This is a genomic window from Streptomyces murinus, assembly GCF_002154555.1.
GTDB classification, from domain to species: Bacteria; Actinomycetota; Actinomycetes; order Streptomycetales; family Streptomycetaceae; genus Streptomyces; species Streptomyces murinus.
The window spans coordinates 1-13,198 of the sequence record NZ_MUNF01000187.1; the positions used below are offsets into that span (position 1 = coordinate 1).

A 13,198-nucleotide genomic window follows, 5' to 3' on the forward strand; every position below is an offset into this window, starting at 1 on the left:
CCGTTGTGGCCGTGGGTCCGGACGCTCGGCCACAACGGGGTCAGGGCCCGGACCCACGGCCACAACGGGATCGTGGTCCGGACGCACCCTGGGATCAGGACCCGGCCGACCGACCCTGGCCGGCCCGTGGCCCGGGAAAGCGGTCTCGCTACGGCCCGCTCCGGAGCCGCGCACCTTCCCGGAGCCGCGTGCCTCGGTCGCACCAGGGCCGGCCTCGGTCCGGTCACTTCCAGGGCGAGGGTTCCGATCAAGGCCAGGGCCGGGGATAGGGCCAGGGCAGCCCGCTCCGGGCCACTCCGCCGGGGTTGGCCCAGGGACCGGCAGCCCTTCCTCGGCCGGTCCGGGAACCGATGACCCCTCGTAGGACGGTCCCTGGACCGGTGATCCCGCTTCGGCGCCGCCGCTCATGTCAGCGCGCCGATGGCCATCGGGACCCCGCGTGGGACGCCGGTGCGGAGTTGGAGGGCGAGGGCGACGTCGGTCGCGTCCGGGCGGTCGTGTCCGACGAGGTCGGCGACCGTCCAGGCGACGCGCAGCACCCGGTCGATGCCGCGGGCGGTGAGCACGCCCCGCTCCAGATTGCGCTCGGCCTCGTCCATCGCGCCGCTGACGGCCTGGAACCGGCTGCGCAGCTCCCTGCCGGGCACCTCGCTGTTGGTACGCCAGGGTGTTCCGGTGAGACGGGCTGCCGTACGCTCCCTGGCCGCCCGGACCCGGTCCGCGACGGTCGCCGTGGACTCCCCTCGGGCGCCCGGTGCGGTGAGCTGGGCCCGGGTGACCGGATCGACCTCGACACGCAGGTCCACCCGGTCCAGCAGGGGCCCGGAGAGCCGGGCCTGGTAGCGGCGGATCACCGAGGGCGGGCACTCGCACAGGGCGTCGCGCTGGGAGAAGCGGCCGCAGGGGCAGGGGTTGGCCGCCAGCACCATCAGGAAGCGCGCCGGAAAGCGGACCACTCCCGCGCTGCGCGCGATCACGACATGCCCGGACTCCAGTGGCTGCCGCAGGGCGTCCAGGGTCTGACTGTGGAACTCGGGCGCCTCGTCCAGGAACAGCACTCCGCGATGGGCGAGGGACACCGCCCCCGGTCGCGCGATGCCGGGGCCGCCGCCCACGAGGGACTGCATCGTCGCCGAGTGGTGCGGGGCGCAGTAGGGGGCGATGTCGATGAGCGGTTTGCCCGGTGGCAGCAGCCCGGCCACCGAGTGCACCGCCGTGACCTCCAGGGACTCCTCCCTGGTGAGCGTCGGCAGTACGGCGGGCAGGCGTTCGGCCAGCATCGTCTTGCCCGCGCCCGGCGGCCCTTCGAGGAACAGATGGTGTCCGCCGGCGGCGGCCACCTCCACGGCCGTACGGGCCGAGGTCTGGCCGACGACGTCCGCGAGGTCGTGCTCGGAGTCGTGCTGGGCGGCGCCGAGGCTGTGCATGCCGGTGGCGGCGCCGGTGCCCGGCACCCGCAGCCCGGCCAGCAGCGGGTCGGGGCGGCCCAGCTCGTCGGGCTCCTCCTCGGGCACGGGTTCCTCGGCCAGCACCGCGATGAGCTGGCGCAGGCTGCGGACGCCGAGCACCGAGACGCCGGGGACCAGTGCGGCCTCCGCGGCGGCGCACTCCGGCACGACCACCTGCTCGTAGCCGGCGTCGGCGGCGGCCAGCACGGCGGGCAGGATGCCGCGCACCGGGCGCACCCGGCCGTCCAGGCCCAGCTCGCCGATCATGACGATGTCGGCGAGGACCCGGGGGTCGATGCGTTCGGCGGCCCCGAGCACCGCGCAGGCCACGGCGAGGTCGAACCCGGAGCCCGCCTTCGGCACCGAGGCGGGGCTGAGGCCGACCGTGAGCTTCTTCTGGGGCCATTCGGCGCCGGAATTCACCACCGCCGCACGCACCCTGTCCCTGCTCTCCGTCAGGCTCTTGTCCGGGAGGCCGACCAGGGTGAAGGCGGCGACGCCGGGTTCGAGGTCGGCCTGGACCTCGACGACCACGCCCTCGACGCCGACGAGGGCGACGGAGCAGGTGCGGGCGAATGCCATTCAGGCCACCCCCCGGGCGTGCTCGACCTGGGGTGCGCCGCGGCCGGGGACGAGGACGCCGACCAGGTCGATGCGGACACCGCCCGGTGGGGCGCCGCCGTGCGCGTGGATCCAGCGTTCGGCGAGGTAGCGCAGCCGGGCGGCCTTCTCGGGGGTCACCGCGGCCATGGGATGTTCGTAGCGGCCGCCCGCGCGGGTCTTGACCTCGCAGACGACCAGGACCTCGCCGTCCCTGGCCACGATGTCGATCTCGCCACCGCGCCCGGCGCGCCAGTTGCGCGCCAGGATCGTCATCCCGCCCTCGGCCAGCCGCCGGGCGGCCAGGTCCTCTCCGTACCTGCCGATCGCTTCTCGTGCGTTCATGTCGGCACCACCTCCGGCGCCAACCGTCACGCGTCCCGCCCGGAAAAGTGGATCTTGGTGGGCTACCGGGCGGTTGTGGAAAACCCTGTCACCCGAATGGGGCAAGCGGGCGGAACCCGCAGGTCATCAGCCGCCCGGCAGTTCCAGATCGCTCTTGTTCAGCTCCTCGATGTTCACGTCCTTGAACGTGAGCACCCGGACCTGCTTGACGAAACGAGCGGGCCGGTACATGTCCCAGACCCAGGCATCGGCCATCGACACCTCGAAGAACACCTCGCCCTGGACGGAGTGCACCTGCATCTCGTAGTCGTTGGTGAGGTAGAAGCGCCGTTCCGTCTCGATCACGTATTTGAACAGACCGACGACGTCTCGGTACTCCCGGTAGAGCTTCAGCTCCATCTCGGTCTCGTACTTCTCGAGGTCCTCGGCGCTCATGGCATGTTCCCCTTCAGCCGTGCGATCCACCCATTGTGCGCCAGTTCCACCGGCCCTCAGACGATTTCCGTGTCGAGGGTCACGGGGCCGGCCGGGGGACCCTCGTCGAGCAGGGTGCGCAGCAGCTCGGCGAGTCTGGTCGGATACACCGTCTCATGTGCCCGGGTCAGTTCCCGACACGTCCACCAGCGCGCTCCGGCGACACTGCGCCGTTCCAGCTCCGTGAGGCCCGTCGCCGCCACCGCGGTCCTGGTCGTACGGGCCAGGTAGTACCACTCGTCCTGGTCCCAGCGGCGGCCCGCGAACGGGAAGGAGCAGCGGCGCCGCCACAGCACCGGGCCGAGGTCGACCTCGGTGATGCCGGTCTCCTCGGCGAGTTCCCGCAGCGCGGCCTCCGCGCGGGTCTCGGCGCCCTCCACGCCGCCGCCGGGGGTGAACCACCAGTCGTCGGCGGGGTCGTCGGGCTCATGTCCGTGCAGCAGGAGGATGCGGTCCTGGGGGTCGAGCAGCACCACCCGGGCCACCTTGCGCAGGCCACCCTCGTACGGCTGTTCGCACTCGGGCTCAGCGGACACCGGCCGCCTCCGCGCGGGCGGCACGGGCCCGGGAGCGGCCGGCCCGCTTGGCGATCGGGCCGTAGGCGCCACCGCCGAGGACCAGGACGGCGCCGACGACGATCAGCAGCTCGATGGTGGCCAGCGGTCCCGGCTGCGAGAGGGCGCCCAGCGCCTCGAAGCCGGTGGGGCGCTTCAGCCCGCCCTTCCACGGGAAGACGACGGCGTCCACCCGGGCGATCACCGCGGTGCGGGCGACGGTGCCCTTGGCGGCGTCGGTGAGGTGGGCGGTGGAGTCCAGGGAGCCCTGGCGTTCGTCGCCGAGCAGGAAGAGCCGGCCCTTGGGGACGGTCACGGTGGCGAAGTTCTGGTTCTCGGCCAGGGTGCCCTTGGGCAGATACGGTTCCTCGATCTGCTTGCCGTTGACGGTCAGCTTGCCGTCCGTGCAGCAGGAGACGGTGTCGCCGCCGACCGCGACCACGCGCTTGACGACATCGGAGCCGGTGACCCAGCTGTTGTCGCGGAAGACGACCACATCGCCGCGGCGCACCTCGTCGCCGTCCACGCGCTGGGCGAGCACGCGGTTGCCGGCGTCGATGGTGGGGGTCATGGAGCTGGTGGGCACGGTGTAGGGCCGATAGCTCAGCGCCGCCCAGCCGAAGCCGCCGAGGAACAGCACCAGGCCCAGGGCCACGGCCACCCCGGACAGCCGCTGCCCGAGCCGGCCGCCGCTCGCCGCCGTCCCGGTGCCACCGCTGCGCGGGGCCGTACGCGTCGTACTCTCACCACCCATGGACCCGCACCCTACCTGTCGGTACCGAGCGAGGTCAGCCCCTCTTTCACGACCTGGGGCACAGCTTTCCCGGAGCTTCACACGCGGCCCGGGAAAGCGGGAGCAGGGGGCTCAGCGCTGTCCGCTGACCGACTTCCGCACGACGTCCGAGCGCAGCCGGTCCGTGCGCCGGCGCCGCCACACCACGACGGGGGCCACGGCCGCGACGGCGACGCCCTCGGGGGCGACCGTCAGGGGGGCGGCGGAGGAGGACTGCTGGTCGCCCAGGCCGGGCTGGTCGAAGGTGTCCGGGACGGGCAGGGTGCCCCAGTGGCTGATGGGCCAGGCCTTGACGATGGCGCGGCCGACGACCTTGTCGACGGGCACGAAGCCGTGGTTCTTGTCGGTCTGGTTGTAGCGCGAGTCCCGGGAGTTCTGCCGGTGGTCGCCCATCACCCAGAGGAAGCCCTTGGGGACCTTCACCTTGAACTGGCCGCCCTGGTCGTCCTGGCTGCACGGGGTGTTGCCGGGGTAGACGTACGACGATTCGTTCAGCACCTTGCCGTTGACCAGCAGGGGGCCCGTGCCCTTGCACTCGACGGTGTCGCCGCCGACCCCGATCACACGCTTGATCAGGTCCTTCTCATTGGCGGAGGGCATCAGCCCGATCCAGCTGAGGACCTTCTGCACCGCGTTCGGGTTCGGCGCGGGCTCGCCCGCCAGCCAGTCGTCCGGGTCGTGGAAGACGACGACCTCGCCGCGCTCGGGCTCGGAGCCGAACCACGGGGTCAGCTTGTCGACCAGGACGCGGTCGCCGATCCGGAGGGTGTTCTCCATCGAGGCGGAGGGGATCGAGAACGCCTGGACCAGGAAGGTCTTGATCAGCAGCGCGAGGACCAGCGCGATCACGATCAGGATCGGCAGCTCCTTCCAGAAGGAGCGCGGCTTCCTGGGCGGCGGCGCGGCATCGCCGGTGCCGCCGCTGCTGAAGCCCTGTCCCTCGCGCGGGGCGCCGTCGTCGCCCGTCGCGTCATTCCCGGTGGTCATGGCGCCGTCCGAACCTGAGTCGTCCGCCTCCGCGGGGTTCCCGCGGTGCTCCTCGCCGTCGTGTCCCGACCGTGCGCCAACCGCCACATCCCCCACGCCAACTCCTCACTCCGTGCCGCCGCCCGCGCCACAGACGGCGCAGGCCCACCACTCCCATAACGAGCGGGAGTTCCGCAGGGGTCGGGAGCCGGGTCATTCCGTTCGGATTCTCATGGTCAACCCTATGCGACGGGGGCGGAGCCGCAGCCGTCCGCGTCCCGGCACGGGCAACGCTTGCAAAGGTTTTAGGTTCCTCCAGGCGCGTCCAGTGGCCGATGGGCCAGCCGATCCACATGGCCCGCCCGACCACCGATTTCACCGACACCGTTCCGCCGTACGGGGAGTCCCGGTGGTAGCGGGAGTCCGCGGAGTCGGCCCGGTGATCGCCCATCACCCACAGCCGGCCCTTGGGGACGGTGATGTCGAAGCGCATGTCGGACGGGTCGTTGCCCGGATAGAGGTAGTCCTTCTCGGACAGCGGCACGCCGTTGACGGTGATCCGCCCCTGCGCGTCGCAGCACTTGACGTGATCACCGCCGACCCCGATGACCCGCTTGATCAGGTCCTTCTCGTTGTCGGACGGCAGCAGCCCGATGAAGCTGAGGCCCTGCTTGAGCTGCTTGACCACGACCGGGTCGGGCTTCTGGGCGGCCTGTTCGCCCGCCAGCCAGCCGCCCGGGTCATGGAAGACGACGACATCGCCGCGCTTCGGCTCGGCGCCGAACCAGGGCGTCAGCTTGTCGACCAGGACGCGGTCGCCGATGCGGATCGTCTGCTCCATGGAGCCGGACGGGATCACGAACGCCTGGACGAGGAAGGTCTTCAGGACCAGCGCGATCAGCACGGCGACACCCACCAGAAGGGGGATCTCCCGAACGGCTGAACGTCTGCGCTTGCGCTTGACCTTGCGCTGGAGTTTCCGCCGTTCCGCGCGGGTACGGCCGCCACCGGGCGCGGAGCTGCGCCGGGAGGCGGCGCCGGACGACTCGGGACCGGCCGGGCCGGAGCCCGCGCGCGGCCTGCCGCGGTTACCCATGGGCGCCGCCCGTCGTGGCGGGCACGCGCGCGTAGGCAGGCGGCCGGGTCAGATGGGTCCAGTGGGGGTACGGCCAGACGATCCAGTCGGCCCGGCCGATGACGCGCCCGACCGGGACCATGCCGCCGCCCGGCGAGCCGAGGTGGTCGCGGGAGTCGCTGGAGTCGCTGCGGTGGTCCCCGAGGACGAAGAGGGTGCCCGGCGGCACCACCACGTCGAACGGGACGCTGGAGGCGCTGTCCCCGGGGTAGAGGAACGACGACTCGTCGACCGCGCGGCCGTTCACCTCGATCCTCCCCCGTTTGTCGCAGCAGACCACATGGTCCCCGCCCACCCCGACGACCCGTTTGATGTAGTCGCCGTCCCCGAAATACCCGCTTCCGTCGAACACAATCACGTCTCCGCGGGCGGGCCCGGCGCCGAAGCGGTAGGTCAGCTTGTTCACGAGGACGCGGTCGCCGATCCGCAGGCCCTCCTCCATGGATCCGCTCGGGATCTGGAAGGGCTGCACCACGAAGGTGCTCAGCAGGAGCAGGAACACCAGGCAGGCGAAGAGGGTGAGGGTGACGCGGCCGCCCGGCAGCCATTCGGTGAGCCGCGTCAGCAACGCGAAACGCGACCGCTCCTCCGGACCCGGGGAATCCGGGCGGGAGGTGCGGTCGCGCTTCGTCGGCTGTGCTTCGGTGTCCATCGGGGCGAGATGTTATCCGGCCCCGCTATGACTCCGGGGAGGCGCTCAGCTCTCGCGCTTCTCCTTGATCTTCGCGGCCTTGCCGCGCAGCTCACGGAGGTAGTACAGCTTGGCGCGGCGCACGTCACCACGGGTGACCAGCTCGATCTTCTCGACGATCGGGGTGTGCACCGGGAAGGTGCGCTCGACGCCGACGGAGAACGAGACCTTGCGGACCGTGAAGGTCTCGCGGACACCGGAGCCCTGGCGACGGATCACAACGCCCTTGAACTGCTGCACACGGGAGCGGTTGCCCTCGATGACGCGCACGTGGACGTTGACGGTGTCACCCGGGCGGAAGGACGGGAGGTCGCTGCGCAGCGACGCGGCGTCGACGGTGTCGAGCAGGTGAGACATTTCGTCTGCTTTCTTCGCTGATGCCACAGGTCATCAACGGGAGTGAAGATGTACAGGGAGCTGCCGCGCGGGTCGGGTCGGGCGTCTTGTCCCCCTGTGGCAGGGGCGCACACCGGACGAGCGCACAGCAGCGGCCTATTCTTCCATGCCGGGGGCCCGGCGCCAAAATCGGCCGTACGAGTGACCGTCCGGGTCCGGTTCCCAGCCCAGGATGGACAGCATCTCGCGGTCCTTCTTGTCGAAGGCCTTCGGGTCGCAGTGCTCGATCAGATCGGGCCGGTTGCGGGTCGTGCGGCGCAGGGCCTCGTCGCGGCGCCAGCGGGCGATCCTGCCGTGGTGGCCGCTGAGCAGCACGTCAGGGATCTCCCGGCCGCGCCAGGCGGGCGGCTTGGTGTAGACGGGGCCTTCCAGGAGGTTTGCCATGGCGCCGGGCGCGAAGGAGTCGTCGCGGTGGGACTCGGCGTTGCCGAGGACCCCGGGCAGCAGCCGGGCGACGGCTTCCGTGACGACCAGGACGGCGGCCTCGCCGCCCGCCAGGACGTAATCGCCGATGGAGACCTCGTAGACGGGCATCCGGGTGGCGTACTCGTCGAAGACCCGCCGGTCGATGCCCTCGTAGCGGGCGGGGGTGAAGATCAGCCAGGGCCGCTCGGAGAGCTCCACCGCGAGTTCCTGGGTGAAGGGCCGGCCGCTGGGGGTGGGGACGATCAGCGCGGGGGCGTGGGCGCCGCTCTCGTAGCCGTCGGCCAGGACGGTGTCCAGGGCGTCGCCCCAGGGCTCGGTCTTCATGACCATGCCGGGGCCGCCGCCGTACGGCGTGTCGTCGACCGTGTTGTGCCGGTCGTACGTCCATTCACGCAGGTCATGGACGTGGACGGCGAGCTGTCCGCGGTGCCGGGCCTTGCCGACGAGCGAGACGTTCAGGGGGTCCAGGTATTCGGGGAAGATGGTGACGACGTCCAGGCGCATTACGCGTCTTCCCCCGGCTCGGCTTCCTTCGACTCGTCCTGCTTCGGCTCGTCTTCCGCCGGCTCCGCTTCCCCCGCCTCGCGGCTGGAGGCGATCTCGGCGCGGTCGTCGATCAGGCCGGGCGGGGGCGTGATGACGGCCCGCTGCTCCTCCAGGTCGATCTCGGCGACGATCTCCTCCACGAAGGGGATCATGACCTCGGTGCCGTCCGGGCGCTCCACGATGAACAGGTCCTGCGAGGGCAGGTGCGAGATCTCGGTGATCCGGCCGACCTCCACACCGTCCTCGGTGACCACGTCCAGGTCCATCAGCTGATGGTCGTAGTACTCGTCCTCGCCCTCCGGCATCTCCTCCGGGTCCACATCGGCGATCAGGAGGGTGTTGCGCAGGGCCTCGGCGCCGGTCCGATCGGTGACGCCCGCGAAGCGCAGGAGCAGACGGCCGCTGTGGACGCGGCCCGTCTCGATGGTCAGCGGCCCCGTGGCGGCGGGATCCGTGGCGAGTACGGCGCCGGGGGCCAGCCTCAGCTCCGGCTCGTCGGTACGTACCTCGACGGTGACCTCGCCCTTGATGCCATGGGCACGGCCGATCCGTGCGACTACCAGCTGCACCTGTCCAATTCTCCTGTCATCTGCTGCGCGTGTCCTGCTGATACGACTGCTCGTACGACTGCGGGCTGATACGACTACGGGCCGGGGACGGCCGAGTGGCCCTCCCCGGCCCGAGCCGGTTGCGATGAAGCGTCAGCGGACGTTGTCCACGTCGACCAGGTCGACGCGGACACCGCGACCGCCGATGGCGCCCACGACGGTACGCAGAGCGCGCGCGGTACGACCATTGCGGCCGATCACCTTGCCGAGGTCCTCGGGATGCACCCGGACCTCCAGCACGCGCCCGCGGCGCAGATCGCGCGAGGCGACCTGCACATCGTCAGGGTTGTCGACGATGCCCTTCACGAGGTGCTCAAGCGCCTCTTCGAGCATGCTGCTCAGGCCTCGGTCGACTCGGACTCAGCCGCGGCCTCGTCCTTCTTCTCAGCCTTCTTCTTCTGGGTGATGGCCTCACCCTTGGCGTCGTCGTCGCCACCGAGGGCCTCGAACGACGGACGGGCCGGCTTCGGCGCAGCGACGAGCAGCGGCGCGGGGGCCGGCTCGCCCTTGAACTTCTGCCAGTCGCCGGTCTTCTTCAGGATGGCGAGAACGGGCTCGGTCGGCTGGGCGCCGACGCCGAGCCAGTACGCCACGCGGTCGGCGTCCACCTCGATGACCGACGGGTTGTAGGTCGGGTGGTACTTGCCGATCTCCTCGATGGCCCGGCCGTCACGGCGGGTACGGGAGTCGGCGACGACGATGCGGTAGTGAGGCGAACGGATCTTGCCCAGACGCTTCAGCTTGATCTTGACTGCCACGGGAGTGGATTCTCCTGGTTTTGACGTGGTGGGGCACGGCGCGTTGCCGCGTGGGGTTGCGGTACCCGTGTGCCCGACGGACGCGTCAGCCGGAGGAGAGAGGGGTCCTATGCGGCTGTCGAGTACAGCCATCCATTCTGCCATACCCGGCGGACCGCTCTCGGCCGGGGGCGGATACCCGGCCGCGCCCGCCGGCCTGGGGTGCCGACGGGCGCGGGGTGTGGTCGTGGTGTGAGGTCCGGCACCCACGAGATGCCGGGGCGAGGGTCAGGCGGCGCCCGACATCTCCGGGATGCGGAAGGGTTTGCCGCAGCCGCCGCAGACGATGGGCGCCTGGGCGAGGACGGAGGGGACCACGCGGACGTTGCGACCGCAGTCGCAGACGGCCTTGACGCGGACGCCGCCGCCGGAGGAGCCGTGGCGGGCGGCGGGCCCCCGGAAGGTGCGGGAGGTGTCCTCCGTCGTGGCCGCCGAGTGCGCCTTGAGGGCGCGCTGGAGACGCTCGATGGTCGGCCGGTAGCGCCGCTTCGCCTCGGGGTTGAGCGTGACCAGGGAGAAGCCGCTGCTGGGATGCGGTTCCTCGGGGTGGTCCAGGCCCAATTCCTCGGCGATCGAGAGGAACCGTCGGTTGTGGTAGCGACCGGCGCGGGAGGTGTCGCGGACCCCGCGCGCGGCGGCGATGCCGTGGACTGCCTCATGGAGCAGCCGTTCGAAGGAGAGCTCGTGTCCGCACGCGGACGACGACTCTCCGATCAAGGACTCTGGCGCGGCAAGATCGGGCAGATCGGGGTGGTACCGCTGAATGTCGGCCCACGCCTGTGCCAGCTCTGCGGCGAGAACAGGTGGTGTCTGTGTCGTGCTCACGTAATGACAACGAGCGGAGGGCACGCTGTGTTCCTATTCCGGGGCATCCCAAATAATTTGCACGTACCCGTCAGTTGGCACTGATGCGTCCTGACGAGGGCGCGTGCGCCGATGTGCGGAGGAAGCCTCACAGCTCGTAACAAGCCGGTGCGTAGACGGCACTACGATCCGCCCGGTACGCCCTGTCACGACGATGGCCCGTGGATGCGCAAGGGGCGATTCGGCCGCTCTGGATGCCGAGTCCCACCTCGGTCAGCGCCCGTGACGGTCGCGACGTTACCGTGCGCGACCGCACCCCCCGGCACCGGCCCGTCCTCCGGCGTGATCACCGTAAGGGCAGCCTGATTGCCGGGATGTGAATTCTCGCCACACCGGCGCACTCCGTCCAAGCGGGCCCCCTCGACCCCTGGACGGGGCCGCGAGGCGGGAGTTACCTGGCATACGTGGAACGTCCGCGGGGGCGGCACGGGGGCCACACACGACCGGACACAGCGGCGAACCGTCGGCGGATGGGAGCGCTTATCCATGACAGCCTCGCTCGTACGGCGGCATCCGCCGCACGTGGCCCCCACGGCTCACGAGGACGCGGCGGCACGTGCGCGGGACTGGGCCGAGATCCAGGAACGCATGCTCGTCCCGCTCCATGAGGCCGTGTACGAACGGCTCGACGTGGGCCCGGGCACCCGCCTGCTCGGCCTGCGCTGCGGAGCCGGCCTCGCCCTCCTCCTCGCGGCCGCCCGCGGCGCCGCCGTCACCGGCGCCGACCCCTCCCCCGGCCTTCTGGCCCTCGCCCGCGAACGGCTGCTGCCACCGAACGGCGGCGCCCCGCGCGCGGAACTCCTGCACGGCTCACCGGCAAGCGCCGGGGCCTTCGAGTCGTACGACCTGATCACCGCGCTCGATCCGATCCGGGGCCCCTCGGGCGACCCCCGGGCGCTCGCCGCCCTGCTCACCGAGGCGCTCCCGCGCGCCGTGCCCGGCACCGCCGTGGTGCTCGCCGGCTGGGGTCCGCAGGAACGTTGCGCCACCTCCAGCGTGCTGCGCGTCGCGGCGAAACTGGCTGATCCTTTGCGCAGCAACGGCGGATGGCGCCCGGCCCGGCGGGACGATCTGGAGGAGGCCGCCCAGCGGGCGGGGCTGCGCCCGGACGGCTCCGGGCGGGTCTCCTGCCCGTTCGGCTACGCCGACCCGGACAGCGCGGTGCGCGGACTGCTGTCCACCGGGCTCTTCGACGCGGCGATCGCGGCGACCGACGCCGAGCAGGTCGACAAGGAGCTGACGGAGGCCCTGCATCCGTACCGCCGCGCCGACGGCACCGTCTGGATGCCCAATGTCTTCCGCTATCTGATCGCCCGCGTCCCGTGAGACACGCTCAGCGCGGCTCCTCGGGGTCCTTGGCCAGCCGTGTGATCTCGGCGATCCGGTAGGCGTCCGCCTCCTCCAGCGTCTCGTGCTCGAGCAGCGCCAGCGCCAGCGCGTCCAACTGACCCCGGTGGTCCCGGAGTTTGTGCCGCGCCTCGTCATAGCACTCGTCCACGATCCGCCGCATCTCGGTGTCGATCACATCGAGCGTCCCGGGCGCGGCGGCCAGCCCGTACGCCTGCTGGGCATCGCTCGGCAGCGCGGACAGCCGGCCGACCCGCTCGCTCATGCCCCAGCGGGCCACCATCGCACGGGCGATGTTCGTCACCTGTTCGAGGTCGCTCTCGGCGCCCGTGGTGACGACGCCGTAGACGACCTCCTCCGCGGCCATGCCACCCAGCGCACCGATGATCCGACCGCGCAGATACTCCTCCGAATGGGCGTACCGCTCCACCTCGGGCGTGGACATCGTCACCCCGAGCGCCCGGCCGCGCGGCACGATGGTGATCTTGCGGACCGGGTCCGCGCCCGGCTGGAGCATGCCCAGCAGCGCATGGCCGCTCTCGTGGTACGCCGTACGCCGCCGGTCCTCCTCCGGCATCACCAGGGTCCGCTCGGCGCCCAGCTGGACCTTCTCCAGCGCCTCGGAGAGATCCGCGCCGGTCACCCGCTCCTGCTTGCGCTTGACCGCGAGCAGCGCGGCCTCGTTGGCGAGGTTGGCCAGGTCGGCGCCCGTCATACCGGGGGTCGCGCGCGCCATCCGGGCCAGGTCCACATCCGGCTCCAGCGGCACGTCCCGGGTGTGGATCCGCAGGATCGCCTCACGGCCCGCACGGTCCGGCGGGGCGACCGTCACCACCCGGTCGAAGCGGCCGGGGCGGGTCAGCGCCGGGTCCAGGATGTCGGCGCGGTTGGTCGCCGCGATGACGATCACACCCTCCGAACCCGAGAAGCCGTCCATCTCGGTGAGGATCTGGTTGAGCGTCTGCTCGCGCTCGTCGTGCCCGCTCATGGCCGTACTGCCGCTGCGCGCCCGGCCGATGGTGTCGATCTCGTCGATGAAGATGATCGACGGGGCCACCTTGCGGGCCTCCGCGAACAGCTCGCGCACCCGGGAGGCGCCGACGCCGACGATCATCTCGATGAACTCCGACGCCGAGGCCGAGAAGAACGGCACCCCCGCCTCGCCCGCGACCGCTCGCGCGAGCAGCGTCTTGCCGGTGCCGGGCGGG

General features: G+C 71.4%; 16 protein-coding genes. 1 reads left to right on the forward strand and 15 read right to left on the reverse strand.

Annotated features, from left to right (window positions below):
* Window positions 1-404: 404 nt before the first annotated feature.
* From CCN72_RS13490 to CCN72_RS13555, 14 genes are all read right to left on the reverse strand, one after another.
* Window positions 405-2,030 (reverse strand): YifB family Mg chelatase-like AAA ATPase, encoded by a 1,626-nt coding sequence (locus CCN72_RS13490; protein WP_086807737.1) that lies wholly within the window; start codon window positions 2,028-2,030, stop codon window positions 405-407.
* Window positions 2,031-2,393, reverse strand: a complete 363-nt coding sequence (locus CCN72_RS13495; protein WP_167408676.1) for a YraN family protein — start codon at window positions 2,391-2,393, stop codon at window positions 2,031-2,033.
* A 126-nt stretch (window positions 2,394-2,519) separates the two neighbouring features.
* Window positions 2,520-2,828 carry a DUF2469 domain-containing protein gene (locus tag CCN72_RS13500; RefSeq protein ID WP_003965949.1) on the reverse strand — a complete coding sequence of 103 codons (309 nt, stop codon included), beginning with the start codon at window positions 2,826-2,828 and terminating at the stop codon, window positions 2,520-2,522.
* Between the two features lie 56 nt (window positions 2,829-2,884).
* Window positions 2,885-3,403 carry an NUDIX hydrolase gene (locus CCN72_RS13505; protein WP_086807739.1) on the reverse strand — a complete coding sequence of 173 codons (519 nt, stop codon included), beginning with the start codon at window positions 3,401-3,403 and terminating at the stop codon, window positions 2,885-2,887.
* Entirely contained in the window at window positions 3,393-4,175 is a 783-nt protein-coding gene (gene lepB / locus CCN72_RS13510) for a signal peptidase I (RefSeq protein ID WP_086807740.1), read from the reverse strand. Before lepB (CCN72_RS13510) ends, CCN72_RS13505 begins: the two co-directional genes overlap by 11 nt.
* 111 nt (window positions 4,176-4,286) lie before the next feature.
* The gene (gene lepB, locus CCN72_RS13515) at window positions 4,287-5,297 is read right to left on the reverse strand and encodes a signal peptidase I (protein WP_086807741.1); all 1,011 of its coding nucleotides are present in this window, start codon (window positions 5,295-5,297) and stop codon (window positions 4,287-4,289) included.
* Window positions 5,185-6,276, reverse strand: a complete 1,092-nt coding sequence (lepB, locus tag CCN72_RS13520) for a signal peptidase I (RefSeq protein ID WP_086807742.1) — start codon at window positions 6,274-6,276, stop codon at window positions 5,185-5,187. Before lepB (CCN72_RS13520) ends, lepB (CCN72_RS13515) begins: the two co-directional genes overlap by 113 nt.
* On the reverse strand, window positions 6,269-6,967 hold the full coding sequence (lepB, locus tag CCN72_RS13525) for a signal peptidase I (protein WP_086807743.1): 699 nt from the start codon (window positions 6,965-6,967) through the stop codon (window positions 6,269-6,271). Before lepB (CCN72_RS13525) ends, lepB (CCN72_RS13520) begins: the two co-directional genes overlap by 8 nt.
* Before the next feature lie 45 nt (window positions 6,968-7,012).
* Window positions 7,013-7,363: a 50S ribosomal protein L19 gene (gene rplS / locus CCN72_RS13530; RefSeq protein WP_037654561.1), complete on the reverse strand. Its 351-nt coding sequence runs from the start codon at window positions 7,361-7,363 to the stop codon at window positions 7,013-7,015.
* Between the two features lie 135 nt (window positions 7,364-7,498).
* The gene (gene trmD, locus CCN72_RS13535) at window positions 7,499-8,332 is read right to left on the reverse strand and encodes a tRNA (guanosine(37)-N1)-methyltransferase TrmD (protein ID WP_086807744.1); all 834 of its coding nucleotides are present in this window, start codon (window positions 8,330-8,332) and stop codon (window positions 7,499-7,501) included.
* Complete coding sequence (gene rimM / locus CCN72_RS13540) at window positions 8,332-8,943, reverse strand: ribosome maturation factor RimM (protein WP_086807745.1); 612 nt, start codon at window positions 8,941-8,943, stop codon at window positions 8,332-8,334. The genes trmD and rimM overlap by 1 nt, the downstream gene beginning before the upstream one ends.
* A 132-nt stretch (window positions 8,944-9,075) precedes the next feature.
* A complete protein-coding gene (locus tag CCN72_RS13545) occupies window positions 9,076-9,315 on the reverse strand; it encodes an RNA-binding protein (protein ID WP_037654567.1) in 240 nt (79 codons plus the stop codon).
* A 5-nt stretch (window positions 9,316-9,320) separates the two neighbouring features.
* Window positions 9,321-9,740, reverse strand: coding sequence for a 30S ribosomal protein S16 (gene rpsP / locus CCN72_RS13550; protein WP_037654569.1), 420 nt, complete (start codon window positions 9,738-9,740; stop codon window positions 9,321-9,323).
* Between the two features lie 267 nt (window positions 9,741-10,007).
* Entirely contained in the window at window positions 10,008-10,604 is a 597-nt protein-coding gene (locus CCN72_RS13555; protein ID WP_037654570.1) for a hypothetical protein, read from the reverse strand.
* A 525-nt stretch (window positions 10,605-11,129) separates the two neighbouring features.
* Here CCN72_RS13555 and CCN72_RS13560 point away from each other — a divergent pair.
* Window positions 11,130-11,969 (forward strand): LLM class oxidoreductase, encoded by an 840-nt coding sequence (locus tag CCN72_RS13560; RefSeq protein ID WP_208637999.1) that lies wholly within the window; start codon window positions 11,130-11,132, stop codon window positions 11,967-11,969.
* A 7-nt stretch (window positions 11,970-11,976) separates the two neighbouring features.
* On the opposite strand, the gene CCN72_RS13565 is transcribed toward CCN72_RS13560, so the two are convergent.
* A partial coding sequence (locus tag CCN72_RS13565) for an ATP-dependent metallopeptidase FtsH/Yme1/Tma family protein (RefSeq protein ID WP_086807746.1) occupies window positions 11,977-13,198 on the reverse strand: 1,222 nt, incomplete at its 5' end.